Genomic DNA, 26853 nt, shown 5'->3' with positions numbered 1-26853 from the left:
CGTGACTGCCGCTACCGTCTCTTCCGCGCAGGAGATCGTCGCCTCGGTGATGGATCCGGAGATGCCACTGTTGACCTTGGCCGATCTCGGCGTCATCCGATCGGTCGACGTCGAAGCGAACTTGGTCTGTGTGACAATCACTCCCACCTATTCCGGGTGTCCGGCGATGGCGACGATGCGAGACGACATCGAGCACAAGCTGACCGACGCGGGGTACGGCAGCGTCCAGATCAAGACTCAACTGTCGCCGCCTTGGAGTTCGGATTGGATCAGCGAAGAGGGGCTCGCGAAACTTCGGACGGCCGGGTACTCGGTGCCGGGGGCCGCGCCGCGTCGCACCTCCGGCCCGATCGCCTTGACCTTGACGGCCAAGCCGCGCGACATCCTGTGCCCCCAGTGCGGTTCGGCAAACACCAGACTGAGTTCGGAATTCGGTGCGACCCTGTGCAAAGCGCTCTATCGCTGCCTCGACTGCCTCGAGCCGTTCGATCACGTGAAGGAGATCTGAACAGATGAGTACCGCAACGACGAACCGGAACAAACCATTTCACCCGTTGACGGTCGCCGGTGTCGAATCACTGTGCGACGACGCAGTTGCCGTCACCTTCGACGTGCCTGCCGATATCGCCGAACAATTCGACTTCGGCGCCGGGCAGTCACTGACACTGCGGCGGATGATCGACGGCGTCGAACACCGTCGCTCCTACTCGATCTGTGCACCGGTAGGGGCGTCTCCACGGGTGGGGGTTCGCGAAGTGGCAGACGGACTCTTCTCCTCCTGGTTGGTGCGAGACGTCAAGGCCGGGGATCGAATCGACGTCCAGGGCCCATCTGGCAATTTTGTCGCCGATCCGGCATTGGGTGGACGGCACGTTCTGATCGCGGCGGGCTCCGGAATCACGCCCATGTTGTCCATCGCTGCAACACTGCTGGTGAACCCCGAGGCCGATGTCACCCTGCTGTACGGGAACAGGCGTACCCGTTCGGTCATGTTCGCCGAAGAGATCGCCGACCTAAAGGACCGGTACGGTGCGCGCCTGGACGTTATTCATGTCCTCTCTCGCGAGCCGCGCGAGGTCGAGTTGTTCTCGGGCCGTCTCGACGCCGACCGGTTGCGTGAGATCTTCACCTCTCTCGTTCCGTGCGACCAGGTCGACGGCTTCTGGTTGTGTGGTCCGTTCGGGATGGTCAACGACGCCCAGGAAGTACTGGCCGGCTTGGGAATTGCCAAGGATCGCATCCATCACGAGCTGTTCTACGTCGACGACGTCGCTCCGCCGGTTGCAGTGCATCGTGAGCCCGGAATTGTGGGACCAGGCAGCGAGGTCACCATCACGCTCGACGGTCGATCGACCACCGCGACACTTCCGCGAGACCAGTCGATTCTCGATGCAGCGGAACAGTACCGATCGGATCTGCCCTTCGCGTGCAAGGGCGGGGTCTGTGGAACGTGTCGCGCCAAGGTCACCTGCGGTGACGTCGAGATGCGCAGGAACTACGCACTCGAAGACTACGAAGTCGACGCGGGTTTTGTACTGACCTGCCAGACCTTCCCTGTCGGTGAACAGATAACAGTCGATTTCGACGCCTGACCGCCCGCACAGCGCCCTCACTGAGCCCACCGGAGACAATCATGACCGAACTCGTCACTGCTACTTCGCAAGAAATCGAATTTGCCAGTCGGGACCGCATTTCGACGCTCCAACTCGAGCGGATGCAATGGTCCCTGATGCACGCGTACACCAATGTTCCGCACTACCGCAAAGCTTTCGACGACGCCGGCGTCCACCCGAGCGACTTGAAGGATCTGAGCGATCTCGCGAAGTTTCCCTTCACCACCAAAGCGGATCTACGTGAGAACTATCCGTTCAAGATGTTTGCGGTGCCCCAGGACCGGGTCTCGCGAATTCACGCGTCTTCGGGGACCACCGGTCGCCCGACGGTGGTGGGGTACACGAGCAACGACCTGAACAACTGGGCCGATCTCATCGCGCGCAGTCTCTCGGCCGGCGGCGTGCGGTCTTCGGACAAGGTTCACGTGGCTTACGGGTACGGTCTGTTCACCGGTGGGTTGGGAGCACACTACGGTGCGGAGCGCTTGGGCTGCACGGTCATTCCCATGTCCGGTGGCATGACCGAGCGGCAGATTCAACTGATCGAGGACTTCGAGCCCGACGCCATCATGGTGACTCCGTCGTACATGTTGACCATCGTGGATGCGATGATCAAGAAAGGCATCGATCCCTCGAAGACCTCACTGAGGGTGGGAGTTTTCGGAGCGGAGCCGTGGACCGAACAGATGCGTACCGAGCTGGAACAGCAACTCGACATGCATGCGGTCGACATCTACGGACTCTCCGAGATCATGGGCCCGGGTGTGGCAATGGAATGTGTGGAAACCAAAGACGGGCTCCATATCTGGGAAGACCACTTCTACCCGGAGATCATCGATCCGGTCACGGGCGAAGTGCTGCCGGACGGTGAAGAAGGTGAGCTGGTTTTCACCTCTCTCACCAAGGAAGCGCTGCCCATCATTCGCTACCGAACCAGGGACCTGACCCGTCTGTTGCCCGGTACGGCGCGCTCGATGCGTCGGATGCAGAAGGTCACCGGCCGGACCGACGACATGATCATCCTGCGTGGGGTCAATCTGTTCCCCACACAGATCGAAGAGCTGATCCTGACCGTCCCCGCCCTGGCACCCCAATTCCAGTGTGTGCTGGAGCGTCCGGGCCGGATGGATACTCTGACAGTGCGCGTCGAGGCTCGCCCTGACGCGGCAATTTCCGATCATGCGGCAGCGTCTTCGGCGTTGCAGAAGCTGGTGAAGAACAAGATCGGTGTCACGGTCGAGGTGAGCGTTCTCGAACCCGGCGGACTCGAACGCTCGATCGGCAAAGCGCGTCGTCTGATCGACCAACGTCCGAAGGACTGAAACTACTCCAGGGCCATGCGGGTGGCGAAGATTCCGAGAATGCCACCAGCTAGCCATTTCTGAGCCCGCATCCACACCGGACGCGCCATGAGGAAGGTCGACACGGCTGCCGCACAGCACACGATCAACGCGTTGACGGTGACTGCGACCAGGATCTGCACGCCGCCGAGTACGAGTGCCTGTTGCCAGACCGGACCCGCAGTGGGATCGACGAACTGGGGGATCAGGGCCGCGTACATCAGCGCAATCTTGGGATTGAGCAGATTGGTGGTCAACCCCATCCCGAACAGACGGCCGCTACCGTGGCGGTCGACCTCGCCCACCTCGAAGGCGGACTTCCCACCTGGTCGGAGTGTCGACCAGGCGAGATAGGCCAGGTACAGGGCACCACCGATTTTCACCGCGGTGAACACCGTTGGTACGGCGAAGAGAACCGCCGTCAGCCCTGCACACGTGGCGGTGAGGTAGACCAGGAAACCGGTTGCGACTCCGCCGAGCGAGATCAAACCCGCCCGGCGGCCCTGGCTGATGCTGCGGGACACCAGATAGATCATGTTGGGGCCCGGTGTCAGAACCATCGCCAGGGCGATCAGCGCGACTCCCGTCATCGACGCTGACGTGATCATGTCGGTCTCCCACTACTCGATGCGTATGTTTCGTCGAGTACACAAGGGTTTGCAGTCGCGCGCCAAGGTCCAGTTCGCAGGCAGTGGTCCGCTCAGGTGTTGGCCCAGCTGTCGGGCCCGAAGACCTCGTAGTGGATATTCTGTGCCGGGACGTCCCTTTCGAGCAACGATGCGCGCATCGCCAACATGAACGGCATCGGCCCGCAAAGGAAGGCTTGGGTATCGGGCTCCACTGCAATACCTTGCAAATCCGCCCGTCCTTCGTGAACCGATCCGAACGCAACGTGCGTGCCGAGATCCTCGTACCAACGGTGCAGGGTTGCGGCGGGAATCTGGTCGACGAGTGTGCTGAGTTCTGCGCGGTGCGCGTGATCCGCAATGGATCGATCCGCATGGATGACAGATACCGAACGGTCAGCGCCGGTGTCCACGAGATGATTGAGCATCCCGATCATCGGTGTGCAACCGATTCCGGCCGACGCGAGCAGGAGCGGTGAGTTGTCGTCCGGCATGGTGAGATCGCCGAAAGGTGTGGTGACGGAGAGTTCTTGACCTTCGAATACGTTGTTGTAGAGGAAGTTCGACACTTCGCCATCGGGAGTTCCGGAGATTCGCTTGACGCTGATCCGCCAGTCTGCGCTGCTCGGTATCGAACACAGGCTGTATTGGCGGATCTGGCGGGCGCCGTCGGGCAGTGTAACCCCGACCGAAAGGTACTGTCCGGGAGCGAAGGTGGGGAGTGCGCTACCGTCGAGCGACGTGAGCGTCAGTGAGACGGTGTCGGCGGACTGAAGAACTCGTTCGCTGATTCTGACCGTGCGCCAGACGTCACCGGCGTCGACGCCGGCGAGTTGGTAGAGGCCACGCTCCATCGTGATGAGGGTTTCCGCCATCAGCCAGTAGACTTCGTCCCAGGCTGCCGCGACGTCGGGAGTGACTGCATCGCCGAGTATTTCGACGATCGCGGCAAAGAGGTGTTCGTGCACGATTGCGTACTGGTCGGGCGTGATTCCCAGCGACGCATGCTTGTGCGCGATGCGTGAGAGTATGAGATCGACCTTGGCGCTGTCCGGCTCGAGCTGAAGCGTCGCGAATGCCGCGATGGCGCCGGCGAGAGCCTTCTGCTGTTCGCCCTGTTTCTGATTGCCGCGATTGAACAAATCACGTTCGAGTTCAGGATGTGCGTCGAACATCTTGCGGTAGAACAGGGTTGTGATATCGCCGATGGCGGCGCCGACCACGGGAAGGGTGGCGCGAATGACCTCGGTTGACTGTGGGGAAAGCATGAGCTGCTCCGTTCGGTCGAAATTCGATTGATCAGCCTGCTTCGTCGCTCCGGGTGGTGAGGCGTAGCAGGACAGTTTTGGACGGCTGCCGGATGACGTCTTCGATCGTGACCGCGTCGAGTGAAACGAAAAACGCTTCCTGTGCTTCGCGCAACGCACTTCGAAGGAGGCAACCTCCGCGCAATGGGCACGGTTTGTCGCCTTCGCAGTCGACGACTTCACCCGGGCCTTCGAGGCGTCTGGCCAGCCAGCCGATGGTGGCGGTGCGGCCGAGTTCGGTGATGGAAAGCCCACCGCCGCGGCCGCGCCTGGTTGTCACGATGCCGAGCTCACCGAGCCGTGTAACCACCTTGGTGGCATGGGAATACGACACGTTGAGCTGCTGCGCAACATCCCGGGTACTGGGGGAGGCATCCGCGTCGAGTACTGCCAACCGCATGACGACGCGCAATCCCAGATCGGTGAACTGCGTCAGTTGCATGATCTGAACCTACATAATTCGCATCTGAAATGACTATTTATGTGAGGGGGATCTCGAGGTGTCCCAACCAGGGCGAACGGTACGTTCGGCACCTCCAGTGCGCTGAACGTGCCGTTCGCTCAGAGACGGGCGGCCGAACCCCCGGCAACGACGCCGAGAAAGTGGGGTGCTCGCCAACCTCGCGCCGCAAAGTCGCGGCTCACTGACGCGATGACCTCCGCTCCGCTTCCTTCCGGAACCAGCGCGATGGCCGAGCCTCCGAATCCGCCGCCGGTCATCCGCGCACCGATCGCGCCGCCGCGTCGTGCTGCGGCAACGGCGACGTCGAGTTCATCGCACGAGACCTCGAAGTCGTCGCGCAACGAGGCGTGCGAGTTGTCGAACAGCTCGCCGACGTCACTGAATCTGCTGCTGCGCAGAAGTTCTGCGGTCTTCCGCGTCCTCTCGATCTCGGTCACGACGTGCCGTGCCCGCGCCCGGAGGATCGGGTCTCGCACTGTCTCGGCCTGGTCTGCTGTAGCCTCTCGCAAGCTGCCGACGCCGAGAGCTGCTGCTGCAGCGACGCATTGAGAGCGCCGCATTCCGTACTGTCCGTCTGCGAGCGAGTGTTTGACCCGGGTGTCGATGACGATCAGTTCGTACCCTGCACCGTGGAGTTCGAAAGGTATGGGTTCGGTGGATCCGCCCTGGCAGTCCAGCAGGAGCGCAGTCGAGGGCTGAGCAAAGAGGGCAATGGTTTGATCCATCCCTCCGGTCGGTGCGCCGATGCCGTCGTTCTCGGCCTGGATGCACACCTGTACCAGCTCATCGCGGGGGAAGGGTGAATCATGAAGTTCGTTGACGGCCAACGCAACCGAACAGGTGAGGGCAGCGGAGCTCGATAGCCCGGACCCGACCGGTACCGACGAGTCGACGGCAAGATCGATTCCTTCGATCGGGAGGCCTCTGCGCGCAAGAGACCACAGAACGGTTGTGGGGTAGGCGGCCCACCCTGTGGCGATGTCGCCGAGGGGCCCGGTGTACGTCTCGGCGGATTGCCGACTGTGCACGCGGACGACCCCGTCGCTGCGCAGTGCGACGGCAACCAGTGTTCGCTGCTCGAGAGCGACCGGTAGGCACAATCCACCGTTGTAGTCCGTGTGTTCACCGATCAGGTTGACTCGACCGGGTGCCGCCCACACTCCGGTTGCCGGATAGCCGTAGGTGGCGTGAAACTGTTGGAGCACAGAATTGTTCGAGACGGTATCCACTATTTCAACTCCCGTAGACGGGCCGCGACTGCCTCGGGAACGGTGTCGTTCACCCAGGCGCCCATGGCGGACTCGGACCCGGCGAGGTATTTGAGTTTGCCCGGTGCGCGCAAGATCGAGAACAGCTGAAGATGCAGTCGGCCCAGAGGTCGGTTGATGCGGACGGGAGCTTGGTGCCAAGCCGCGATGTACGGTACCCGGTCGACGCCCGGATAGAAGCGATCGATACGGCGTAGGACATCTTGGTAGACGACCGCAAGCTCCTCGCGCTCTTGGTCGTTCAGCGAGGGGAGGTCCGGGACGTCTCGGTGCGGTGCCAGGTGAATCTCGATGGGCCATCGTGCGGCGGTCGGGACGTAGGCGCTCCAGTGGTCTCCGTCGTAGATCAACCGGGCCTTGTCCTCGCGCTCGAACGCCAGAACATCGCCGAGTAGTGAGCGACCGGTGCGCTCGAAGTGTTTGTGCGCCTGCGTCAGCATCGATCGGGTGCGTGGCGTGACATACGGGTATGCGTAGATCTGTCCGTGTGGATGGGTGAGTGTCACCCCGATTTCTTCGCCGCGGTTCTCGAAGCAGAACACTTGTTCCACAAGCGGATCCGCCGACAACTCTTCGGTCCGAGAAATCCAGGCACCCACAATCGTGCGCATGCGTTCGAGTGGAAGCTCGGCGACGGACGCCGTGTGATCGCTCGAGAAGCACATCACTTCGCAGTGACCGGCCGCTGGGCGATCGCCCGCACCGTCTCCGGGACTGTCAATGTCTTCCTCGGGCGCCGCGGCAAAGCTCGGAAACCGATTCTCGAACACCGCGACGTCGTAGTCTCCGTCGGGTATCTCTGTGGGCGTGCGTGTTTCGTCGGTCGGGCACAATGGACATTCGGCGGCGGAGGGGAGATGTGTCCGTGTCATGCGATGCGAAGCCATGGTGATCCACTCCCCGGTGAGAACGTCGAATCTCATCCGAGACGAGTGGTCGAGAGCCGGCAATTCGCGGGAATCTCGCGCAGAGTGGGCGCGGGCACTGCCGGCATCGTCGAAGTAGAAGATCTGACGCCCGTCGGCGAGGGTGCGACGGGTCGGATCCTGCTTGGGTGTCATGCGTCGACTTCCCATTCCAGAACACCCTTGCTGACAACGGGTTTCCACACTCCGATCGTTGATCCTGTTTCCAGCGCTACGGCATGGGCGGCCAGCATTACCGAGATGGACGCCCAGATCGGACCGCCGTTGTCAGTGGCGTCCGAGGCATACTCGGTCACACAATGGTGGAGTGCGCCGCTGCGGGTGTCCACGAAGTAGTGGTACTCGTCCAGTCCGGCGAAGGGAACGAACGAGGGGATGAACATGGTTGCGGCAGTGCCTGCGTCGCGTTGATCGTGTCGATCCATCTCGTCCTCGGCGTAGAGGTCTGGATTCTCGTAGATCGTCTCATCCCACGTTTCGAGCAGAGTGAGACGAACTTCTGTTGCGACGTCGATGGGGTAGAAGAATTTGTCCGGGAGCACGCTGCCGAGAAAGAGGCCGGTCCGGTCGTCGTGGGTCAGGCTGCCGTTGTGGACCCGATACAGGTCGCGAAGTTCCTGGGGCCACGTGACGCCGGTCGAGGCTTCGAATTCCTCGATAACGGCGTCACCGAGTCCTGGTTGAAACGCTGCAGCCGTCACCGGTGCGTGTGTACGGCACCACGCTTCGATTCGGCTCCATTCGTTTGCAACGCTCATGGGCTTTACGATACGTCCGAGTCAGGACCCGTGAATCAGGTACTGCAGTGTGTCCACGAGCTTTCGGTCCGAAGCCTCGGACTTTCGGCCGGTGATTCCCGATCGGAGAATTGCGGAACCCTCGAGCAAGCTCACGATGGTCTGCGCTGTCGCGCCAAGTTCCGCCGCATCCAGCTCCGGTTGTGCACACGCGACTGCGCGCTCTACGTGTGCGATGTACTGGGCGTAGAAGTCTCGAAGCACGACCGCGACTTCTTGGTCCGCCGCTGCAATGGCCCATACTTCGACGTACAGACGCACCGTGGCCTGGTCGTCCTGTTCTCCGAGCAGGACTCCGATGAAGTGTTCGGATTCCTCGCGGGAAAGGCTCTGATCCGTATCGGGGACGACGGCAAGGCGATCCAGTGAGCGGGTCAATGCACGTGACATCACTGCGCGTATCAGATCTGCACGGGTGGGGTAGTAGTGCTGCAGATGTCCTACCCGCACTCCGGCCGCGGCTGCGAAATCGCGCATTGCCGAGTTGGCATTGCCCTGAGTAGTGAGGACCTGTTCTGCTGCGTCGAGAAGTGCTGCCGCACGGGCGGCGCCCTTGGAGAGGGTCATGGTCGCAATACTGCCACCCCGAAGCTCTCCAACTCGGAGACGGTGCGGCGAGGGTTCGGAAGCGATTCGGGGAAAGTGACTCCAGGCCGGGCATCGTCGGCCAAGGCTCGTCTGACGGCCAACGCGCCGCCCACCGCGGTGAGGTGAGCCTGGCCCTGCCGGTCGACGATTGTCGCGCTTGTCGTGCCGCTCGGGCCGGTGACATCGATGCGTACTTGCGCGCTCCCGCCCTTGCCCGGCGAGTACAGGAGTCCGCGTCGTAGCGGTGTGAAGCGGTCGCCGCGACCCCAACGGAACAGACCCACCTTCTTGGCGGCGAGCAGCGCAGTTGTGGATGCATTCGAACTGAAACCTATTCGAGTGCTGGCAGTTTCGGCGCCCAAGGTCATGGGGAACGTGAATTGTTCCGGAGTGTCGATTCTTCCGACCTTGGTGCGCGATCCGGGGAAGTCGACCCAGCGTGTATCCGTCAACGGGCTGACGGTGATCGGGTTTCCTTGCTGCATCACCTCGAAATCCTGCCCGAGCCGATCGATGAAGTCGACGGAGTCCAGCCCGGCAATGTCGTTGACGTCGTAGCGAATCGAGACGTCGATCGTGCTCGCGCCACCCAGTTCCTCGGCCAGCGCTGCGGCGACGATATTGGTGACTCCGCCCATCCATCCGGACGACAGGTACACCGGTGCGCTCGGCGACTTCTGACCCGCCAGAGTGGCGGCGCGAGCGACGCGGGTTGTCCAGCGGGTGATGTCCACGTACGGAATGCCGGCCTCGACGGCGGCGGACAGGACACGATCGTGGGGATCGTTGACCGTCGAAACGACCGCGCGTACGGACGCGTCGAAGGGTGTCGGGTCGAGGAGGTCCCAGCGGCGGACGGAAGCGCCGTGACGGCCGGCCAGTTCGTCGCCTCGCTCGGGGGTGCGTCCGGTGAGGAGTAGTGGGAAGTCGGGGGCGAGCAACGCTGTCAGGGCGCTGCCCACGGTTCCGTATCCGCCGGCCACGAGGATCGGGCCGTCGGCTGAATACTGCAATGAATCGGTCATGCACCTAACTCTAGGTCAAATGACCTAAAACGTCGAATGGGGTTCTTTCCGCTGCTCAGTCCCGGTGTCGCACGATGTTGACGACGTTGCCATCGGGTGCCCGGACGAGGAATCGGCGAACACCCCACTCTTCGGTCGTTATGGGGTGCACGATTTCGTAGCCGAGCCTGCGGGCCTCTTCGTAGGCGCCGTCGACGTCGTCCGTGTGGACTGAGATGACCGAGTCCTCGGCCGCAGTGGCGTCGTGCGTGACGAGCTGTACGTTCGCGCCGGTGTCGGGAGAGGTGTAGCGAGCGACCCACCCCATGTTGAACTCTTCGGTGCTCAGGCCGAGAAAGTCGGAGTAGAAGCTCTTGGCGGTTCCGACATCGGCGACTTTGAGATTGGCGGTGATGCGTCGAGCGCGCATGTGGTTCTCCTACCCTCGGTAACAGATGCGCTCGATGATCGTCCGAAAGCGGAGCCATGTCGACTGTGCCGTCCGAAGATGCGGGCCGCCTGGTTGATTCGATCTGTCACTGCGGATCGAACGAGCTCACAGTTCCCCACCGTGAGAAGGGAAGGACGATCAATTGAACCTTGCCGATGACATTGTCGATCGGCACCGTTCCACTGTGTTCGTCATCGAGATGGAAACGTGAATCCTTCGAATGGGCGCGGTTGTCGCCCATCACCCACAGGTTCCCGTCGGGAACCGTGACCGGCCCGAAATACCTTCCTTGACAAGAGGTATCGTTGCCCGGAATGCGCTTGTCGATGTACGGCTCGGTCAGCGGCTTGCCGTTCACCCGAAGCCCCTCTTCCTCGGACAGACACTGTACGGTTTGGCCACCGACCGCGACTACCCGCTTCACGAGGTCGTTTTCGTCCGGCGGGACCAAGCCGACGATGGACCCGAGTCCCTGAAACGCGCGAACAATCGAATTGTCGGATCGAATGGATTTGTACTCGTCGTTCCAGGACTCGGGTCCCTTGAACACGACCACATCCCCAGGTTGCGGATCCCCGAATCGATAGCTGATTCTGTCGACGAAGATCTTGTCTCCCGTGCAGCCGGTGCATCCGTGAAGTGTCGGTTCCATGGACTCCGACGGGATCAGAAAGATGCGTCCGACGAAGTTCTGAATGACAACACTCAGGACAAGTGCGACGACAACGAGGATCAGAATCTCACGCCACAGTGGACGTTTCCTCGGGTGATCGGCCACTGCCGATTCAGTGGAGTCGGTCGAGTCCTCGTGGGCGTCGGATTCCGTCACACTCCCGACAATAGATGGCGCAACCAGTCGTCGGCCCGATACGAATCTTCTCGGTTCGTGGGTCTGTCTGTCGGCTGACATGCTTCGGAATTGGATCACATCACGCGCGAAGATCCGGTCGAGATCGGCAATCCGCGCAGTCCTGACCCAAACATCGTGCCGACGAATACCTTTCGCAGAAGCAGGTTGAACAACTCTCCGAGATTCAAGCGTGCAGCACGCCGGCGCCTCTGTTGATCGATCGGCACAATCTTTTGCGAGAGATGGGCATTCTCCCACTGAAGCGTCGGTGCGAGACAGCGCCTCGTAAGGACGACTGTACTTCCGGGCAATTTCTCTCGAACTTGGATTGACCGCACGAAAACCTGATGTTTGGGGGACAATCATCTGGGGCGATCACCTGGGGCGACAAGTCGAGGAGATGCAAATGTCCGAGGCCAAATCCGAAAGCACTGAGTCTTTTTCTGAGACGACACCGCCGGCGGAGCCGTCGAAACAATCAGTGCTCAGGCGGTACTACCCGGCTGCGGTGCCCGTCGTCCTCGGCTTGATCATCTATTTCATGCCTGTTCCGGACGGTGTGGATCCCAAGGGCATGCACATGCTCGGAATCTTCGTCGGCACCATCGTGGCGTTGATCTTGCAGCCTCTGCCGACGGGTTCTGTGGCGCTGGTAGGCCTGTCGATCGCCATGATCACCCAGACCGAGACGCCGACGGAAGCGTTGTCCGGCTTCAGTAACACCACGATCTGGCTGATTGTCGCATCGTTCTTCATTGCCGAGGGCTTTCTGGTCACTGGACTCGGCAAACGGGTTGCGCTCATGTTCGTGACCAAACTCGGCAAGTCGAGTCTCGGATTGTCCTACGGAATGGCGTTGACGGACTTGATACTTGCTCCGGCGACGCCGTCGAACACCGCCCGTGCGGGTGGCGTCGTCTATCCGATCATCGTCTCGCTGAGCAAGTTGGAGGACTCCAATCCCGAGCCCGAGGACTCTCGCAAGAAGCTCGGAGCATATCTGCTGCTCACGTCGCTGCAAGTCAACGTCGTGACCTCCGCGATGTTCATCACCGCCATGGCGGGTAACCCTGTGGCCGTCGATGCGGCTGCCAAGATCGGCATCGACATCTCGTGGGGCAAATGGGCGCTGGCAGCATCGGTTCCGGGAATTGCGAGTCTGATCGCGATCCCGTGGGTGATGTCGAAGATCTTCCCGCCCACGATGTTGAAGACTCCGAAAGCACCCGAGCAAGCCAGGGAGGAACTGCGCAAGGCAGGTCCGATCAGCCGCAACGAGAAGATCATGGCCGCCACCTTCGTTCTGCTGCTGGTGCTCTGGTGCCTGGGCTCGCAGCTCAACGTCAATGCCACTACAACAGCATTCGTCGGAATCGGCATCCTGTTGGTGACCAAGGTGCTGACGTGGAACAACCTGGTCCACGACACCGGGGCGTGGCAGACGCTCGTGTTCTTTGCCGTTCTGGTCGGTATGGCAAGCCATCTCGAAGAACTCGGCGTGATCTCGTGGATCGGAACCCAGGTCTCCTCGAGCGTCGACGGTTTGCCGTGGATCTGGGCTTTTGCGATCCTGACCTTGGTGTACTTCTATGCGCACTATCTGTTTGCGTCGAACACCGCGCAGATCGTCGCGATGTACGCGGTGTTTCTCGGCGCGGCGGTGGCAACCGGTGCGCCGCCGCTGTTCTCGGCCCTGGTGTTCGGCTTCATCGGCAGCCTGTTCGGCGGTATCTCGCACTACGCGTCCGGTCCGGCCGGAGTGATCTACGGTTCCGGATACATCAAGACCTCGGAATGGTTCCGAATCGGTTTCGTGATGAGCGTCGTGATCATCCTGATCTGGACGATCATCGGCGGCGCGTGGATGAAGCTGATCGGCGCCTGGTGACGATCAGTTGTCCTTGCGCCGCAATCCGAATCGCATCGATTCCTTGTTGACAGCGGCAATCGCGGTCAGCGGTATCTCCGCGGGACACACCTGCGCACATTCACCGTAGGTCGAGCACGGCCCGAAATCGGCCTCCATCTGGTGCGACATCGCTCGGGCCCGCTTGCCACGTTCGTTGCGGCCCTGCGTGACGAGAGACAGGTGGGTCAGTTTGGACCCGGTGAAGAGGTGCGCGGCACCGTTCGGGCAGGCTGCCACGCAAGCGCCGCAGCCGATGCACGCGGCGAAGTCCAGTGCAGCTTCGGCACTTTGATGCGAGAGCGGCTGACTGTCTGCGTCCGGCGCGGTTCCTGCATTGACCGAAACGTATCCACCGGCTTCGAGCACCCGGTCGAGCGCAGAGCGATCGACGACGAGGTCGCGGACCACTGGAAAGGCTGCGGAGCGGAACGGCTCCAGTTTGATTCGGTCACCGTCGGAGAAGCTACGCAGGTGCTGACGGCACGTGGGAGTGTTCGCAACCGGTCCATGGGGAACATTGTCGACCGTGATGCCGCAGGACCCGCAGATCCCTTCTCGGCAGTCGGAATCGAAGGCGATGGGTTCGTTGCCGCTCTCCACGAGTTGGTCGTTGAGTCGGTCGAGGAGCTCCAGCAGCGACATCTCCACCGTCGCGTCGTCTATTTGGTAGGTGTCGAATGCGCCGGACGACTCAGGTCCGGATTGGCGCCACACGTCCACGGTGATTTTCATACGTAGTTCCTCGTCTGCAGTGGAACAGCGGTGAAGGACAACGGCTCGTCGTGTCGAACGTGTCTGCCGTCCTGGGCGGTTTCCCACGCGGAGACGAAGCACCAGTCCTGATCGTTTCGCTGCGCTTCGCCGTCGGGAGTCTGATGTTCGGCACGAAAGTGCGCTCCACAGGACTCGTCACGATCGAGAGCATCGACGCACATCAGTTCGGCGAGCTCGAGGAAATCGGCTACCCTGCCGGCCCTTTCCAACTCCTGGTTGAACTGGTTTCCGCTACCGGCAACTCGCAGGTTCGACCAGAAATCGGTTCGCAGTGCGCGGATTTCGGCGATCGCCTTGGTCAAGCCCTCGGTCGTTCGGGTGACACCGCAACCCGCATAGAGGATCTCGCCCAGTTGTCGATGAAACCTGTCGGGGCCGTGTGTTCCGCCGACCGAGAGCAGCAGGTCCACCCGACCCCTCACGTCAGTGAGCGTCGACGTCACAGCGGGATCGGACAGTTCGAGTGGAGTGGATCCGAGTAGCGGCGCAAGATAATTCGGAATCGCGTACGGGAGGGTGAACCAGCCGTCGACGCATGCCGAGAGCAACGAATTGGCGCCGAGGCGGTTGGCTCCGTGGTATCCCCAGCCTGCCTCACCACCGACGAACAAGCCGGGGATGGAGGTCATCTGGTCGTAGTCGTTCCACAGTCCTCCCATGGTGAAGTGGGCTCCGGGGGCGATGCGCATCGGCACCGTATAGGGGTCTTCGCTGGTGGCGTCGCGATACATCGAGAACAGATTTCCGTATCGCTCCTCGATGGTCTTGCGGCCGAGCCGTGCCAACGCATCGCGGAAATCCAGGTACACACTGTTTTTCAGAGGGCCGACGCCGTGACCGGAGTCGATTTGCTCGCGGGCGGCCCGTGAAGAGACGTCGCGGGGAGAGAGGTTCCCGAACGCCGGATATTTGCGCTCGAGGTAGTAGTCGCGTTCGTTTTCGGGAATGTCGCCGGGCTCACGATCGTCTCCGGGCTTGGCCGGTACCCAGATTCGGCCGTCGTTGCGCAGGGATTCGCTCATCAGAATGGTTTTCGACTGCCACTCGGAGTTGACGGGAAGTGCCGTCGGATGGAATTGGATGAACGATGGTGAGGCAATCAGCGCGCCGCGTCGGTGCGCTCGCCACGCGGCCGTGGCGTTGGAATTCTTCGCAAGTGTGGACTTGTGGAATACGGTGCCGTAGCCGCCGGATGCCAGTACGACGGCATGGCCTGTGGTGGCGCCGATCTCACCGGTCACGAGATCGCGTGTGACTATCCCTTGTGCTCGCCCGTCCGAAACGATGAGATCGAGCATCTCGGTTCGGGTGTGTAGGTTGACCGTTCCGGCTGCGATCTGACGTTGCAGTGCCTGCGACGACGCTATCTGCAACTGCTGGCCTGTCTGCCCGCGCGTGTAGTACGTGCGCGACACCTGAACGCCGCCGAAGGATCGGGTGGCCAGAGTGCCGCCGTACTCGCGAGCAAACGGTGCCCCGATGGCATTCATGTGATCGATGACGCGTACGGATTCTTCGGCGAGACGGAAACAGTCGGCCTCACGGCCCCGGAAATCACCGCCCTTGACGGTGTCCTTCACGAAGCGGGCGAGACTGTCGTTGTCCACTTTTCGAGCGCGAGCAGCGTTGATGCCTCCTTGCGCGGCGACACTGTGTGCACGGCGGGGTGCATCGTGGAAGGTGAAGGACTCGACGTGGTAGCCCAGTTCACCGAGGGAGGCGGCGCAGGCCGCGCCGGCGAGGCCGGTACCGACGACGATGACCGTGAACTTGCGCCGGTTGAGTGGGCTGACGAGCTTGTAGTCGAGTTTGCGAGTGGGCCAGGCCGTCGCCGGATCGCCGGCCGGGACCTTACCGTCCACCGGTGTCCCGATGCTGCGCAGATCGTCGAGTTCGAAGCTGTTCACTTATGACGCTCCTGTCTTCGAGATGGCGCCGGTCATGACCGCGATGGGGATCGACATGTTTCCGACCATCACGACGAGCGCAAAGATTCCGGAGAGTGCAACGCCAATCTGGCGCAGTCGTTGGCCGGTCACGCCGAGATCGTTGACCGCGCTCCAGAGTCCGTGCGCGAGGTGCATTGCCAGCAGAGCCATCGCGACGATGTAGAACGCTGCCACCAGCGGACGCTCGAAGCTGGCAATCAGATTGTCGTATGCGTAACTCTGTGTGCGCGTGGCCGCTTCGTACTCGCTGCTGCCGATGGGTCGGGTTCCGGTCGTGAGGTCGAGTATGTGGAAAATGACGAATAGCAGCAGCACAGCTCCGGTGACGGGCATCGTGCGCGCTGTAAAGGACTTGATTCCCAGACCTTTACGTCGAAATTTTCCTCGAGCTCGGCGTCCGCGGACGGTGAGCAGCCAGGCGCACCAGACGTGTGCGACCAATGACGCGAGCAAGACGATGCGAAGAATCCACAGAAGTCCCTCGTAGGGCAGGAAGGGTTCGAACACCGTTCGTAGCCAGTGTGCGTAGTCGTCGAAGTGATCGGCACCGGTGTAGACCTTCAGGTTTCCGATCATGTGGACGAGAACGAAAGCGGCGAAGATCAGTCCTGTCACGGCCATCAGAATCTTGCACGTGATGTTGGACGGCCGCGGTCGAGCTTGGAGTGAATCGCCGGTAGCTCGCGATACACGGGTCGGAGCACTCACAGACAAACCTCCCACGCCAGACTTGCCGGACAGGTGCCGTCAGCCTAAGCCCGATCGAGGTTTTCGGCCAACGGATGGGTGCCCGACTTGTCTGTTAATGCAGGTGAATGGGAGTGTAGGGGTGCTCATTACCCGAAAGTAAGGAACTCGTGAACGATGTTTGACTCGACGTGGCGACGGTGGTCATGGCGCGCCGGAACGGCATCGGCCCTGGCAGTGGCCTTGTTTGCGGTGGGGTCGCCGGCTGGTGCGCAGGAGACCGTCGACCTGGCCGACGTGTTCAACCCGTTGGTCGTGAAGGCACTCCAAGGCGCTGACATTTCCACCGAATTGACTCCACTCGGGCTCTCGTCCGATGATCCGTGGTTCGACGAACCTGAAATCGAGCCGGGTACCGCCCCCGGCACACTTCTCAAAGCGCGTCCGGTCAGCGTGCAGGTCTACCAGGTCCGTCCCGACGTGGTCTCGGCTCACCAACTCATGTACACCACCACTGATCACTTCGGTCGGCAGGTGATCAGCACCGGAATTCTGATGATTCCCGAGGACGGAACTGCGCCAGGTGATCGCAAGATCATCGGATACGCCGAGGCGAACGACAGCCTCGGCGCGAACTGCGCACCAAGTCACCAGTGGACCGGCGGCAATCAGAGCGACCCGGCGATGTTCTCGGCGCTCGGCCCGGTGGCTCAGATGTTCGGCCACGGCTGGGCAGTGATGATGAGCGACGTCGGCAACGACGGCGACACTGCTCCCCATCCGTTCTCGATCGGACAGTTCTCAGGGAAGGCAACGCTCGACGGCGTTCGGGCAGCACTCGCGCTTCCGGAAGGCGGCCTCGAATCAGACACCCCTGTCGGCATCTACGGTGTCGCCGGAGGCGGTGTCGCAGCGGGCTTTGCCGCGGAACAGGCCCATGAATATGCGCCGGAACTGAACGTCCAGGCCAGTGCCATTCAGGCGATGATGATCGACCCGGCAACGTTCGAGGAAACAGCGGCCGGTGGGATCGGTTCCGGATTCGTCTTCTCGAGCATTCTCGGATTCGACGCGGGCTACCCCGACGTTCGGCTCGACGACCATCTGACTCCGATCGGTCACAACGTCGCCGCAGCCTTCCGCGCGTCCTGCCAGGCGCTCTACCTCGGACTCCCATTCGTTCCGTTCGACGTCCTACTCACCAACCCTTCGCCCCGAACGATCCCTGCGCTGGCCGCGGCGTACGCGGACAACACGTTGGGAAAGCAGGCGCCGGCTTCCAAGCTTCTGATTTCTTCCTGTGAGGACGACTTTCTCGTTCCCTTCAGTGAGGCAGAGCAATTGGCGCAGACATATCGAGCAGACGGCGGCAACGTGGACCTGCTCCCGTCGCATTGCGGGCCGCTCGATTACGTGACCAACCTGTACAAGACGGTGACCGATCAGCTGGGTATGCAGGACATCGCCTGGCTGGCAAAGACGTTCGACGAAGCCGAGGGACGATGAGCTTGCGGAAGTCTCTGACGCGCAGGGATTTTGCGCGCACGCTTCTCGTTGCTTCGGCAGGTATCGGCGGTGCCGTCGTACTGGGAGGCAGGGCGTCCGCGGGTGCTGGTGAGCTCGACAGGTACCTCGACCTGGAAGCAGTGAACGCAAACGCCGAAGCCACGGGCGGCCTGCATCCTTCTCTGCCATCGGATTCCGCGACGCTGCGGTCTTTGGTGGATACCGCCCGAGCCTCGGGAGTGGATCCGCATCGCTATCAGACACTGCTCAAGCAGTACTGGCTCGCGGTCGGGACGGAGTCGGCAGGTATCGATCTCGCTTCGTGGACTCCGTTCGACGGTGTGCACGTGAATCTCGGAAACCTCACCAACACTTTCCAGTTCTACGAGCGACTCCAGCTCGAGCATCGAGAGCTGCAGTGGGCAGGTATGGGAGGAATGGTCGGGCCCGCTTTCGCCGGTGGACTCCTCGACTTGGACTACGGGCGGGTTGTGCTGGAAGTCCAAGCGATCAGCGAGGCGATGGCACTGGTCTGGCGAGAGATCGACCGCATCGGGTCGCCGGTTGCATCGTCGATGGGAGCACCCGAGGACATTGCGGCACTTCTCGAGGTCGGCCACGAGATTCGCCCCGAGGACGTGATGTGGTTCCAGGGGAAAGTGATTGCGATGAGCAAACACATCTTCTCGGACCTGATTCCCATGCACATGGCGTGGGTTCACGACGGTGTCGACGGCATCGCCGAACTCGATCGCGCAGGGCTGCTCGACGAGAACGCCCGTATCGCGTGGAACAACATTGCTTCGGGGACACCGGAATCGGTCTTCGACGGCAATGTGCGTCTGCTGCGAAGGGAGCAGTACCAGTCGGTGGGTGATCAGTGGGACGAGGCGAAGGCCTACCGCGGTAGCGTTGGTCGCTCGTTGACTTACTTGACCACCTTCGCCGCATCACCGTCGATGCCTGGCGTCGTGCCGCCACGCGAGTCGAACCCGCTCTCGTTCGCGGTGGGCAATGCTGTTGTGCAAACGCCGCTTCCGGACTTCAACTGGGCGGACCGGGATGGTCGTTGGACCTACATCAACGATCAGTTGCTCCCGGTCTACAACAACCTGATGAAGAATCAACCGGAACTGTGGCGAGCGACGCTGGCCGCGCCCGTCTCCGTTCGGATAACCGAGCAGCGAATGATCGCTCGCTTGCCGGACATGTTGCGGTCCATGTTGTCGACTCTGGCGATTACGGTCAACTGAACTCGGCGGTGGCGGGGCCTCAGGGTCCCGCCACCGCCCGTGAACTTGTCGGTCAGGCCTGGCTCAGCTCTGCTTGCATGCGCGCGGAGTCCTTGCCGACAGTGCGGGTAGCCAGGTAGATGAATACCGCGGTGAGTGCCAACATGATCGGCACGAGATACATGGCCGAGTTCAACCCGTCGCCGGCGTACTGAGCCAACTTCCCGGTACCGGCATCTGCAAGTGCACGCTTGGCGAACCAGTCCGAGATCGCTCCAACGGCAACCGGTCCGGAGAATCCGCCGAGAAGGTACATGGCAGCGAAGAACAGCGCCGTCGCAGTGCCGCGGAGCCTGGGAACCACGACGTCGTGAATGGCAGGGTAGACGCTGATGTAGAAGCCGTAGGCCAGAAGCCACCCGGCCGAGAACAAGAGCGTGAACATCACGACGTTTCCGCCGTGTTGCAACAGTGCCAGCGCCGTCAAAGGTGCCGCCAATGCCGAGGTTCCGACACCGATCATCAACCGTGCGCGTGGTGAGCGTGCGCTGGCCTTGTCAGCGTAGCGAGCGCCGAGAAGCAATCCGATCAGGCCCGTGATTCCGACGATGATGCCGGTGACCGATGCCGCCGCAGTCAGTTTCAGGTGGTACTGGCGCATGAGCAGCGGGACGACAAACGAATTCACTGCGTAGGCGGCGAAGTTGAACGTCAGCCCGGCAAGGATGAGCCAACGAAGCGTGGGAATTGCGAGCAGACGACGGATCGGGCGGGTGATCGGTGCCTGTGAAACAGCGGCTGCGCGGGCCTCCGGACTTTCGGAACCACCACGAACCGGATCTGCCATGCGGTAGAGCACGACTGCAAGCAGGACACCGGGAATCGCCGCGAGGAAGAACGGTGCACGCCAGCTGTCGAATGCCTCGGCGATCTTGCCGACGGTGAAGTAGGCGAGCATGAGGCCAATTGGCAAACCGAGCATGAAGACACCAAGTGCGCGTGAGCGTCGTTCTGCCGGGTAGATATCACCGATCATCGAGTTGGCTGCAGGTGTGAAGGTCGCTTCGCCCACACCGACGCCGAGACGCGCGAGGATGAACAGCACATAGCTGCCGGCGGCACCGGTTGCTGCCGTCAGTCCGCTCCACACCAGGAGTCCGATCCCGATGATCTTGGGACGGTTCTTCGTGTCGGCCAACCGGCCCAGAGGCAGTCCTGCGACTGCGTAGACGAGGGTGAATGCAGAGGTGATCAATCCCAATTGCAAGTCGCTGAGCGAAAACTCGTTCTTGATCGGCTCGGCAACGACTGAGGGGATCGCCCGGTCGAAGAAGTTGAGCATGTTCGCGAGAAACAGGGCGACGAGTGTGCCGCCGAGAAGTTTGTCACGTGTTCCGACAGGGGCGCCGTCGACGGACGGCAGCGGCGGAGCGTCTCGTTGAATTGACATGATTGTTCCACCCTTTTCGCGAGTGCTGAATGAATTGTGCTGGGGGAGAAGCTCAGGACAGAGCGTCGGCGACCGTTTTCCCGATCGCCTGCATCCCGGCCGCAGTGGGATGCAGTGGAACCGCCGGCTGGGTAGGGACGATTCCCGTGTAGTAAGCAGTGGCAGGGTCCGTGCAGATGTCATGCCCGGCAGTGGTTTCGGTGATGTCGATGTACTCGACGCCGTAACGGGCCGCAGTTGCTGCCATGACCGTGTTGCCGTAGTCGATCACACTCTGGAGATAGTCGGCGTCGCGCGGCCAGAACGGCTGAGTGCCGGGGCAGCCGCCACTACGGATGTATGTTCCGTATCCGACCACGACGATGCGCGCCGACGGTGCTCGATCCTGCGCGACTTCGATCATGGAACTCCAACCTGTGGACGCATTTTCGATCATCTGTCGCTGTTGATCGACGCCACCGGAGGTGAACTTGTCACGGCAGGACGTTCCGGTGGGTTCGGGGAGTGGATTGACGCAGCTCAGAACTGTCGGGAACAACGAGATGTCGTTGGCACCGATGGTGATGGTGACGAGGTCGGTATCAGGCCCCAATGCTGTTGCCTGCGGTGATACTTGACCGGAGAACGTCGATTGTGCGGTGTCCGTGACGTTGGCGGATCGCGCCGACGAGCAGGTCATATCCGTGAGTTGAGCGCCGAGTTCTCGCGCCACCACGGACGGGTAGTTGTCGAGTGATCGTAGACAGCCCGGTGACGACGAGTCCTGCGCGGTGACCAGTGGGCCGGCCGCCGCGGAATCGCCGAGCGCGACGTACTGGATAGTGCTGACCGCTGTCTCGGCACTCGACACACCGGTCCCGAGAGCCGCGATCGAACCGGCAGCCACGACGCCTGCCAGAATGGCTGCGCTGCGCGTTTTCCACGTCACTCGAGGCTCCTCTTGGTCGAAGGTGGGACTTCCAGTTACGCCGCTGATTGTGAATTCGTGAGTGGCGTGGGTTACATAGTGATAGGAAAAAGGCAGGTCGGCCTTGTGGTGGCAATTCAATTCTGTGGAGGGTTTTGTGTCAGGAAACAAAGATCTGCCGTTCGAGCCGATCCTGGTTGGTGGCAGATCTCTGGCCGACCGACTGGCGCAACGCACCCATCCACTGGTCATTGAGACAGTCGATCTGGTCCACCGCGACGTCACCTTCTACCGGTTGCTCCCTGACGAGGCATTGCGTAACGACGTCACCACCATCGTGAGGCGCAATCTGGAACTGTTCATTTCGATGCTGCGGACCGGCGCCGATCTGGCGCCCGAGTTGCTCGCCGACATCAGCGAATCGGCTCGCCAACGGGCTCAGGAATTGGTTCCGCTCGGTGAGGTGCTGCGGGCATATCACTTGGCAGCCGGGCTGTGGTGGGAGACCATCAGCGAATGGGCGGTCCCGGAAGACGGTGTCGCACTTGCCCGCACCGGACGACTCTTGAATGCATACACCGCGGCTTCCGCGTCGGCGGTTCTTGCCGGCTACGGTTCCGACCATGTCACCCAGACGGACGAGGATTCTGCGCGAAGGTCATTGTTCGTAGCACTTTCGACGGGTGTCGATGTTGATCGGGTCTCCGACGATGTGGGCATCAGGTTGGCGCGCCTGTACTGGGTGGTGGCGCTGCACGTCGAACGGAATGACGACGAGTCCTCGACCGAGGTGGACACTGCCGTCGCCGAGCGGAGAAAGGTGCGCCACCTGCAACGAGAGCTTGATCAGGTGGGGCGTGACAAAGCGCTCGGGGTGCTCGGGAGCAGTGGCGGAGCCGTACTGATTCCTATTGTGGAATCGGAACCCGCTGAGGGGAACTGGGCGTCGAGTCCGCAGTATCTTTCATTGTGTCGACGATTGGGTGATCTCGAGAAGGTCATCGGTGCATCGACGGTTGCCGCCGTACATGTCGCGGCACCGCCGGCAATTCCCGCAGCGGTGTCGCAGGCGCGCGAGGTGCTGAACGTTGCCCGAAAGTACGGCCGTACAAGTGGGGTCGTGCGTCTCGAGGATCTTGCAGTCGAGTATCAACTGACCCGCCCGAGCGCTGCGCTGCCGATCCTCGCAGATGTGTTGTCGCGGTTGGAGTCCGATCCTGCCGTGCTCGAGACGCTCGAATCTTTCATCGACTCCGGATTCGATCGAGCTACCACCGCTCGGCAGTTGCACGTACACCCGAACACGGTCGTGTACCGCCTGCGTAAAGCGAGTTCCCTGACGGGACTTGACCTGTCGTCACCGAAAGATCTTGTACAGGTCACCATGGCGTTGGGAGCGCGTCGCGCGCTCGGAATGGAGGCGGACTCTTCCCAAACGTGATGCGTCTGTGGTTCTCTGTGAACGTGTCTGATTCTCGGATTGGCAATCCGGCCGGGAGACATGGCCAGACTGGGTCAGCTGATGGTGCAACGAGGCGCGTGGCGTGATCAGACGTTGATCGACTCCGCCTACCTCGACGAGTTGTCCGCGCCCTCTCCGTCCAATGGGGGGTACGGCTTCTTGACCTGGGTGAACGCGGGCGAGGACTTCTACTCCGTGAATGCGCCGGTGAGCAAGTATGTTTCGCATCCGGTGTGGCAGAACGCGCCTCGGGATCTCTATCTCCAGGAGTTCTTGCGGCTTGTCGTCGCTTCGATCGTGGACGTTCCACCGCCGCCGTACGTCGGGCCTCCCGTGCATGGGTCGGGTGGTCCGCTCATCGACGATCCGTCACAGCTCGTCGGCTTCGCGAACCCCGAATTGATCTTCGACACGATGGTCGGGACGGGGCGAGCAGGAACACCCGGATGCAACATCGTGATCTGCAACAACGAATTGTTGCCGTTCAGTGTCGCCGGCCTGCTCGGGGATGCTGCAGCTCAGATCGGTAACGCGGCAGGCGCGTCGATTCGAGATGCTGGTAGATGACGGTTTCGAACCCGAATTGTTGCCCAATATTTATGTTTAATCTGTGTGACGGTCAGTGAACAGTAAATTTGAGTCAAATGATGCAATCGCGACGAAATGTTCGTTACCGTGGGCTGGACAATCGACAATCTGGGGGTTCGGCTACATGGCAAATGTTCGTAGGTCTCTGACGAAGGGATTGATTGCTGCTTCGGTAATCGCCGCAGCCGGAGTGGGATTGTCGCCGGCGACAGCGAGTGCCGACATCACTCCGACGACGGTCGTCAACGGCATCCTGTCGACGGTGGGCGGCTGCCAAACACCGGTGCGGTCTCTCATTCTTGCGTGCACGAGTGCTGAGACGCTGACACGCCAGTCGCCCGTGCTGCTCGACCTCAACCCCGTGGGCACGAACATCGTCGTCTTGGGTGCCGGCCTCTTCGACGACGGCACGATGCGTCCGATGTTGGTCGACCGGCTTCAGGCGGCGCTCCAGCTGGCCCGTCAGTACCCGCAGTCTCCGATCATCACAAGCGGTGGGGCTCCGAAGGCCGGAGTAACGGAAGCCAGGGCAATGCGCGAATGGCTCGTTGCCAACGGCGTCAACCCGGGCCGGATCACCGAAGAGGGAACTTCGTGGTCGACAGTCGAGAATGCGATCAACTCTGCGCGGATTCTCGCCGATCGAGGCGCGACCGGCGTGGTTGTGGTCTCGAGCGCCAATCACGTGGAGCGCGCGATGGTGGACTTCCGCGTTGCAGTTCTCGGCCGGATCCCGGTCGCAGGCGTAATCGCTGCAACCTGACGTCAGTGATTGTGGGAGTTGGACTTTCGCCAGTTCAACGGCGAGGCGTCGAATCGTCGACGGAAGGCGCGGCTGAACGCTGCATCGGATTCGTAGCCGACAGTTATCGCAATGGTTCCGACCGGCTCGGTGGTTTGCACGAGTAGTTCGGCGGCACGGTCGAGTCGGCGCTCGGTGATGTAAGCGCCGGGCGTCTGGCCGACCAGTCGCGAGAAGCGCTCCGCAAAAGACGATCTCGACAGGGTGGACAGCGTCGCCAGTTCGTCGATGGTCCAGTTGCGTGACGGGTCGTTGTGGACGGCCTCGAGGGCCTGCCCGATTCGTGGATCCATTGCTGCGGTCAACCATCCGCCGTTCGATCCGTCCGCTCGAGCCCACGCTCTGAGGATCTGGACGAAGAGAAGGTCGAGAATCCGGGAAACCATCACGGAGGAACCAGGTTTCGGATCGTCCACCTCGGCGCCCAACAGTCGGCTGCTCACATCGAGCCACTCGACCGGGGTCCCTTGTGTCGCGCGCAGTTCGACGAAGTCCGGCAGAACGGACAGCAGTCGCTGCGCTGCGACGTCGTCGAGTGTGAAAGTACCGAAAAGCCAACATGTTTCGTTTTTCGGGGGCATCGGCATCGCATTCTCGATCGTATGAGCATGCCCATGGGGTAGCAGTACGAGTTCCCTGGGGCCGAGTTCGATCGGGGCTTTGCCCTGCGTTCTGATCACGATGTCACCGTGCTCGGCAATGTGAAGTGCTCGCACCCCCGTGGGTACCTCCACGGTGAAGTTCTCGCCGTGGACGCAGCGATGAATCTGATCACCGCGAAGGTGGACGACTTCGAGAACGTGCGAGAGGGTGTCCCGGGTTCGAGTCTCGTCGGTGGTGGGTACGTACCGCTGTGATGATGTTGTCCTCATGGATCGATCACTCCGATGGTCTCGAGCATTCGGCGTTTCTGCACAAAAACTTGGCAATCTGGTCATGGTTATTGATCCAGGATCCCCTTAACCTGGGTAACAGGCAAGGCCTGGGTTTCGAAGGCTTGCCGATCGTCGGAGTATTCGTCGCACTGCGTATCTGGAGGAGTTGGTCATGACAGAGAAGGTAAACATCGTTCTGGTGCATGGAGCCTGGGGAGACGGTTCTCATTGGCGTCACGTCATACCCACCCTGCACAACGCCGGGCATCGAGTGGTTGCGGTCCAGAATCCACTTACTTCGCTCGCCGACGACGTGGACCGGACCAGGAAGTTGGCCGAATCGATGGACGGCCCGACCCTGCTGGTCGGACACTCGTACGGCGGCGCGGTGATCACAGGCGCGGGTCATGCGGAAAACGTTGTGGGACTGGTATATATCGCTGCCTTTGCGCCGGACGAGGGTGACAGCCTGGGAAGTATCTTCGCCCGCACGGATCAGCCGGCGGGCGCGGCGAACATCGCGCCGGACGCCGAGGGCTTCTTGTGGATCGCCCCGGACAAGTTTCAGGAGAGTTTCAGTCAGGATCTCGACGACACCGAAGCATTGGTCATGGCGCTGACGCAGAAACCCATTGCGGGTCAGTGTTTCTCGGACCCGTCAGGGCCGCCGGCATGGCGTGGGAAGCCCAGTTGGTATCAGGTTTCAGGGCAGGACCGAATGATTCCGCCGGAAACCGAGCGATGGATGGCAGAGCGTATCGGTGCCCGCGAGATCGAGGAACTCGACGCAGGCCATGCATCCTTGGCGTCCCACCCGCACGAGGTCACCCAGTTGATCCTGCGTGCTGCTGCAGAATTGTCGTGACGGCGTAAATCGTCCGGCTGTTCGAGTGGGCTGCCCATCACGACTAATTTGTCGTCAGTCCTCGGAACTGCCCAGTCGGTGAAGCAGCGCTGTCAGCGTGGTGATGTCGTCCGTATCCCATTTCGCGAGTCGGGCGCGCCAGCGATCTATCTGGTGATTACGGATGGTCGTGAGCTTCGTTCGCGCCTCAGGGGTCAGAGCTACCAACTTGGCGCGAGCGTCGTCGGGATCGGGGATTCGTTCCACCAGGCCGAGTCGAGCTGCGGCGTCGATTTGCCTGGTCAAGGTGGACTTCTCGATATCGAGGGTGCAGATCAGGTCGGACATCCGCACCGCATCCGAACGGTTCAGGATGACCAGAACCGGGTAGAGCGCCGGATCGAGTTTGGGATGAATTGCGCGCGCATAGGTGCGCGCCTGGGCGCGTCCTCGTTGCCACATGTCGGCAAGTTCCATCTCCAGGCCCGTGATCGGATCTGAAACCACTGTCGTTTCCCCTTTGGTGCGATTCGTTCGGTGTTCATCAAACCAGAAGGGGGGCCGAAGTGATTTGGGTGAAGTCACGCTGAGCGAAAGGTACGTTCGGCGTACTGAAGGCGCCGGTCGTACCTTTC

The 26853-nt window shown here is 61.5% G+C and carries 27 protein-coding genes; 10 read left to right on the top strand and 17 right to left on the bottom strand.

Annotation, left to right across the window (positions count from 1 at the left end; translation table 11 throughout):
• The first annotated feature begins 1 nt into the window (after position 1).
• Genes paaD through paaK form a run of 3 tightly spaced genes read left to right on the top strand, consistent with a single transcriptional unit; the run spans position 2 to position 2935 of the window.
• The gene (gene paaD, locus AC1Q6C_RS07320; RefSeq protein WP_037130654.1) at positions 2–508 is read left to right on the top strand and encodes a 1,2-phenylacetyl-CoA epoxidase subunit PaaD; all 507 of its coding nucleotides are present in this window, start codon (positions 2–4) and stop codon (positions 506–508) included.
• A 4-nt stretch (positions 509–512) separates the two neighbouring features.
• Positions 513–1592 (top strand): 1,2-phenylacetyl-CoA epoxidase subunit PaaE, encoded by a 1080-nt coding sequence (gene paaE / locus AC1Q6C_RS07315; protein ID WP_492666470.1) that lies wholly within the window; start codon positions 513–515, stop codon positions 1590–1592.
• 41 nt (positions 1593–1633) lie between these two features.
• The gene (gene paaK, locus AC1Q6C_RS07310; protein ID WP_007730627.1) at positions 1634–2935 is read left to right on the top strand and encodes a phenylacetate--CoA ligase PaaK; all 1302 of its coding nucleotides are present in this window, start codon (positions 1634–1636) and stop codon (positions 2933–2935) included.
• Positions 2936–2937: 2 nt separating this feature from the next.
• Here paaK and AC1Q6C_RS07305 read toward each other — a convergent pair whose 3' ends face one another.
• The 10 genes from AC1Q6C_RS07305 to lepB all read right to left on the bottom strand — a co-directional run bounded on the left by AC1Q6C_RS07305 (position 2938) and on the right by lepB (position 11212).
• Entirely contained in the window at positions 2938–3561 is a 624-nt protein-coding gene (locus AC1Q6C_RS07305; protein WP_007730629.1) for a LysE family translocator, read from the bottom strand.
• Between the two features lie 92 nt (positions 3562–3653).
• Entirely contained in the window at positions 3654–4847 is a 1194-nt protein-coding gene (locus AC1Q6C_RS07300; protein ID WP_064075004.1) for a globin domain-containing protein, read from the bottom strand.
• A 31-nt stretch (positions 4848–4878) separates the two neighbouring features.
• Positions 4879–5328, bottom strand: a complete 450-nt coding sequence (locus AC1Q6C_RS07295; protein WP_003943059.1) for an RrF2 family transcriptional regulator — start codon at positions 5326–5328, stop codon at positions 4879–4881.
• 119 nt (positions 5329–5447) lie between these two features.
• Positions 5448–6578 carry a galactokinase gene (galK, locus tag AC1Q6C_RS07290; RefSeq protein WP_492666469.1) on the bottom strand — a complete coding sequence of 377 codons (1131 nt, stop codon included), beginning with the start codon at positions 6576–6578 and terminating at the stop codon, positions 5448–5450.
• Positions 6578–7678: a galactose-1-phosphate uridylyltransferase gene (galT, locus tag AC1Q6C_RS07285; protein ID WP_047269402.1), complete on the bottom strand. Its 1101-nt coding sequence runs from the start codon at positions 7676–7678 to the stop codon at positions 6578–6580. The genes galK and galT overlap by 1 nt, the downstream gene beginning before the upstream one ends.
• A complete protein-coding gene (locus tag AC1Q6C_RS07280) occupies positions 7675–8301 on the bottom strand; it encodes an SMI1/KNR4 family protein (protein ID WP_042446400.1) in 627 nt (208 codons plus the stop codon). Before AC1Q6C_RS07280 ends, galT begins: the two co-directional genes overlap by 4 nt.
• A 21-nt stretch (positions 8302–8322) precedes the next feature.
• Positions 8323–8907, bottom strand: coding sequence for a TetR family transcriptional regulator (locus AC1Q6C_RS07275; RefSeq protein ID WP_003943180.1), 585 nt, complete (start codon positions 8905–8907; stop codon positions 8323–8325).
• Positions 8904–9953, bottom strand: coding sequence for a saccharopine dehydrogenase family protein (locus AC1Q6C_RS07270; protein ID WP_042921555.1), 1050 nt, complete (start codon positions 9951–9953; stop codon positions 8904–8906). Before AC1Q6C_RS07270 ends, AC1Q6C_RS07275 begins: the two co-directional genes overlap by 4 nt.
• A 55-nt stretch (positions 9954–10008) precedes the next feature.
• Positions 10009–10362 (bottom strand): glyoxalase superfamily protein, encoded by a 354-nt coding sequence (locus AC1Q6C_RS07265; protein ID WP_003942961.1) that lies wholly within the window; start codon positions 10360–10362, stop codon positions 10009–10011.
• A gap of 106 nt (positions 10363–10468) precedes the next feature.
• Complete coding sequence (lepB, locus tag AC1Q6C_RS07260) at positions 10469–11212, bottom strand: signal peptidase I (RefSeq protein WP_054781019.1); 744 nt, start codon at positions 11210–11212, stop codon at positions 10469–10471.
• Between the two features lie 427 nt (positions 11213–11639).
• On the opposite strand from lepB, the gene AC1Q6C_RS07255 reads away from it, so the two are divergent.
• A complete protein-coding gene (locus tag AC1Q6C_RS07255) occupies positions 11640–13121 on the top strand; it encodes an anion permease (RefSeq protein WP_042446385.1) in 1482 nt (493 codons plus the stop codon).
• A gap of 3 nt (positions 13122–13124) precedes the next feature.
• On the opposite strand, the gene AC1Q6C_RS07250 is transcribed toward AC1Q6C_RS07255, so the two are convergent.
• Genes AC1Q6C_RS07250 through AC1Q6C_RS07240 form a run of 3 tightly spaced genes read right to left on the bottom strand, consistent with a single transcriptional unit; the run spans position 13125 to position 16573 of the window.
• Positions 13125–13874: a succinate dehydrogenase/fumarate reductase iron-sulfur subunit gene (locus AC1Q6C_RS07250; RefSeq protein WP_003943253.1), complete on the bottom strand. Its 750-nt coding sequence runs from the start codon at positions 13872–13874 to the stop codon at positions 13125–13127.
• The gene (locus tag AC1Q6C_RS07245) at positions 13871–15823 is read right to left on the bottom strand and encodes a fumarate reductase/succinate dehydrogenase flavoprotein subunit (protein ID WP_116057752.1); all 1953 of its coding nucleotides are present in this window, start codon (positions 15821–15823) and stop codon (positions 13871–13873) included. Before AC1Q6C_RS07245 ends, AC1Q6C_RS07250 begins: the two co-directional genes overlap by 4 nt.
• Positions 15824–16573: a succinate dehydrogenase cytochrome b subunit gene (locus AC1Q6C_RS07240; protein WP_047269404.1), complete on the bottom strand. Its 750-nt coding sequence runs from the start codon at positions 16571–16573 to the stop codon at positions 15824–15826.
• Positions 16574–16729: 156 nt separating this feature from the next.
• On the opposite strand from AC1Q6C_RS07240, the gene AC1Q6C_RS07235 reads away from it, so the two are divergent.
• Positions 16730–18058, top strand: a complete 1329-nt coding sequence (locus AC1Q6C_RS07235) for a lipase family protein (RefSeq protein WP_007730767.1) — start codon at positions 16730–16732, stop codon at positions 18056–18058.
• Complete coding sequence (locus AC1Q6C_RS07230) at positions 18055–19311, top strand: Tat pathway signal protein (protein WP_492666468.1); 1257 nt, start codon at positions 18055–18057, stop codon at positions 19309–19311. The genes AC1Q6C_RS07235 and AC1Q6C_RS07230 overlap by 4 nt, the downstream gene beginning before the upstream one ends.
• Positions 19312–19363: 52 nt before the next feature.
• On the opposite strand, the gene AC1Q6C_RS07225 is transcribed toward AC1Q6C_RS07230, so the two are convergent.
• Both AC1Q6C_RS07225 and AC1Q6C_RS07220 read right to left on the bottom strand, forming a co-directional pair.
• Positions 19364–20740 (bottom strand): spinster family MFS transporter, encoded by a 1377-nt coding sequence (locus tag AC1Q6C_RS07225; RefSeq protein ID WP_003942962.1) that lies wholly within the window; start codon positions 20738–20740, stop codon positions 19364–19366.
• A 52-nt stretch (positions 20741–20792) separates the two neighbouring features.
• Positions 20793–21668: an SGNH/GDSL hydrolase family protein gene (locus AC1Q6C_RS07220; RefSeq protein WP_007730772.1), complete on the bottom strand. Its 876-nt coding sequence runs from the start codon at positions 21666–21668 to the stop codon at positions 20793–20795.
• A 136-nt stretch (positions 21669–21804) separates the two neighbouring features.
• Between AC1Q6C_RS07220 and AC1Q6C_RS07215 the strand changes: the two genes are divergently transcribed.
• From AC1Q6C_RS07215 to AC1Q6C_RS07205, 3 genes are read left to right on the top strand one after another with little or no spacing between them, the layout of a single operon-like run.
• On the top strand, positions 21805–23088 hold the full coding sequence (locus AC1Q6C_RS07215; protein ID WP_007730774.1) for a PucR family transcriptional regulator: 1284 nt from the start codon (positions 21805–21807) through the stop codon (positions 23086–23088).
• Positions 23089–23148: 60 nt separating this feature from the next.
• Positions 23149–23676, top strand: coding sequence for a hypothetical protein (locus tag AC1Q6C_RS07210; protein ID WP_007730781.1), 528 nt, complete (start codon positions 23149–23151; stop codon positions 23674–23676).
• A gap of 55 nt (positions 23677–23731) precedes the next feature.
• Complete coding sequence (locus AC1Q6C_RS07205) at positions 23732–24460, top strand: YdcF family protein (RefSeq protein ID WP_030536059.1); 729 nt, start codon at positions 23732–23734, stop codon at positions 24458–24460.
• Between the two features lie 2 nt (positions 24461–24462).
• Here AC1Q6C_RS07205 and AC1Q6C_RS07200 read toward each other — a convergent pair whose 3' ends face one another.
• The gene (locus AC1Q6C_RS07200; RefSeq protein ID WP_492666467.1) at positions 24463–25371 is read right to left on the bottom strand and encodes an AraC family transcriptional regulator; all 909 of its coding nucleotides are present in this window, start codon (positions 25369–25371) and stop codon (positions 24463–24465) included.
• Between the two features lie 175 nt (positions 25372–25546).
• On the opposite strand from AC1Q6C_RS07200, the gene AC1Q6C_RS07195 reads away from it, so the two are divergent.
• Positions 25547–26239, top strand: a complete 693-nt coding sequence (locus AC1Q6C_RS07195) for an alpha/beta hydrolase (RefSeq protein WP_007730784.1) — start codon at positions 25547–25549, stop codon at positions 26237–26239.
• A 54-nt stretch (positions 26240–26293) separates the two neighbouring features.
• Here the strand turns inward: AC1Q6C_RS07195 and AC1Q6C_RS07190 are convergent, their stop codons facing one another.
• Positions 26294–26725 carry a MarR family winged helix-turn-helix transcriptional regulator gene (locus AC1Q6C_RS07190; RefSeq protein WP_003942924.1) on the bottom strand — a complete coding sequence of 144 codons (432 nt, stop codon included), beginning with the start codon at positions 26723–26725 and terminating at the stop codon, positions 26294–26296.
• Between the last annotated feature and the right edge of the window lie 128 nt (positions 26726–26853).

This window comes from Rhodococcus sp. MT28 (assembly GCF_058792695.1).
Note: the sequence above shows the minus strand (reverse complement) of the source record. Positions and strands in the feature narration are given on the sequence as shown.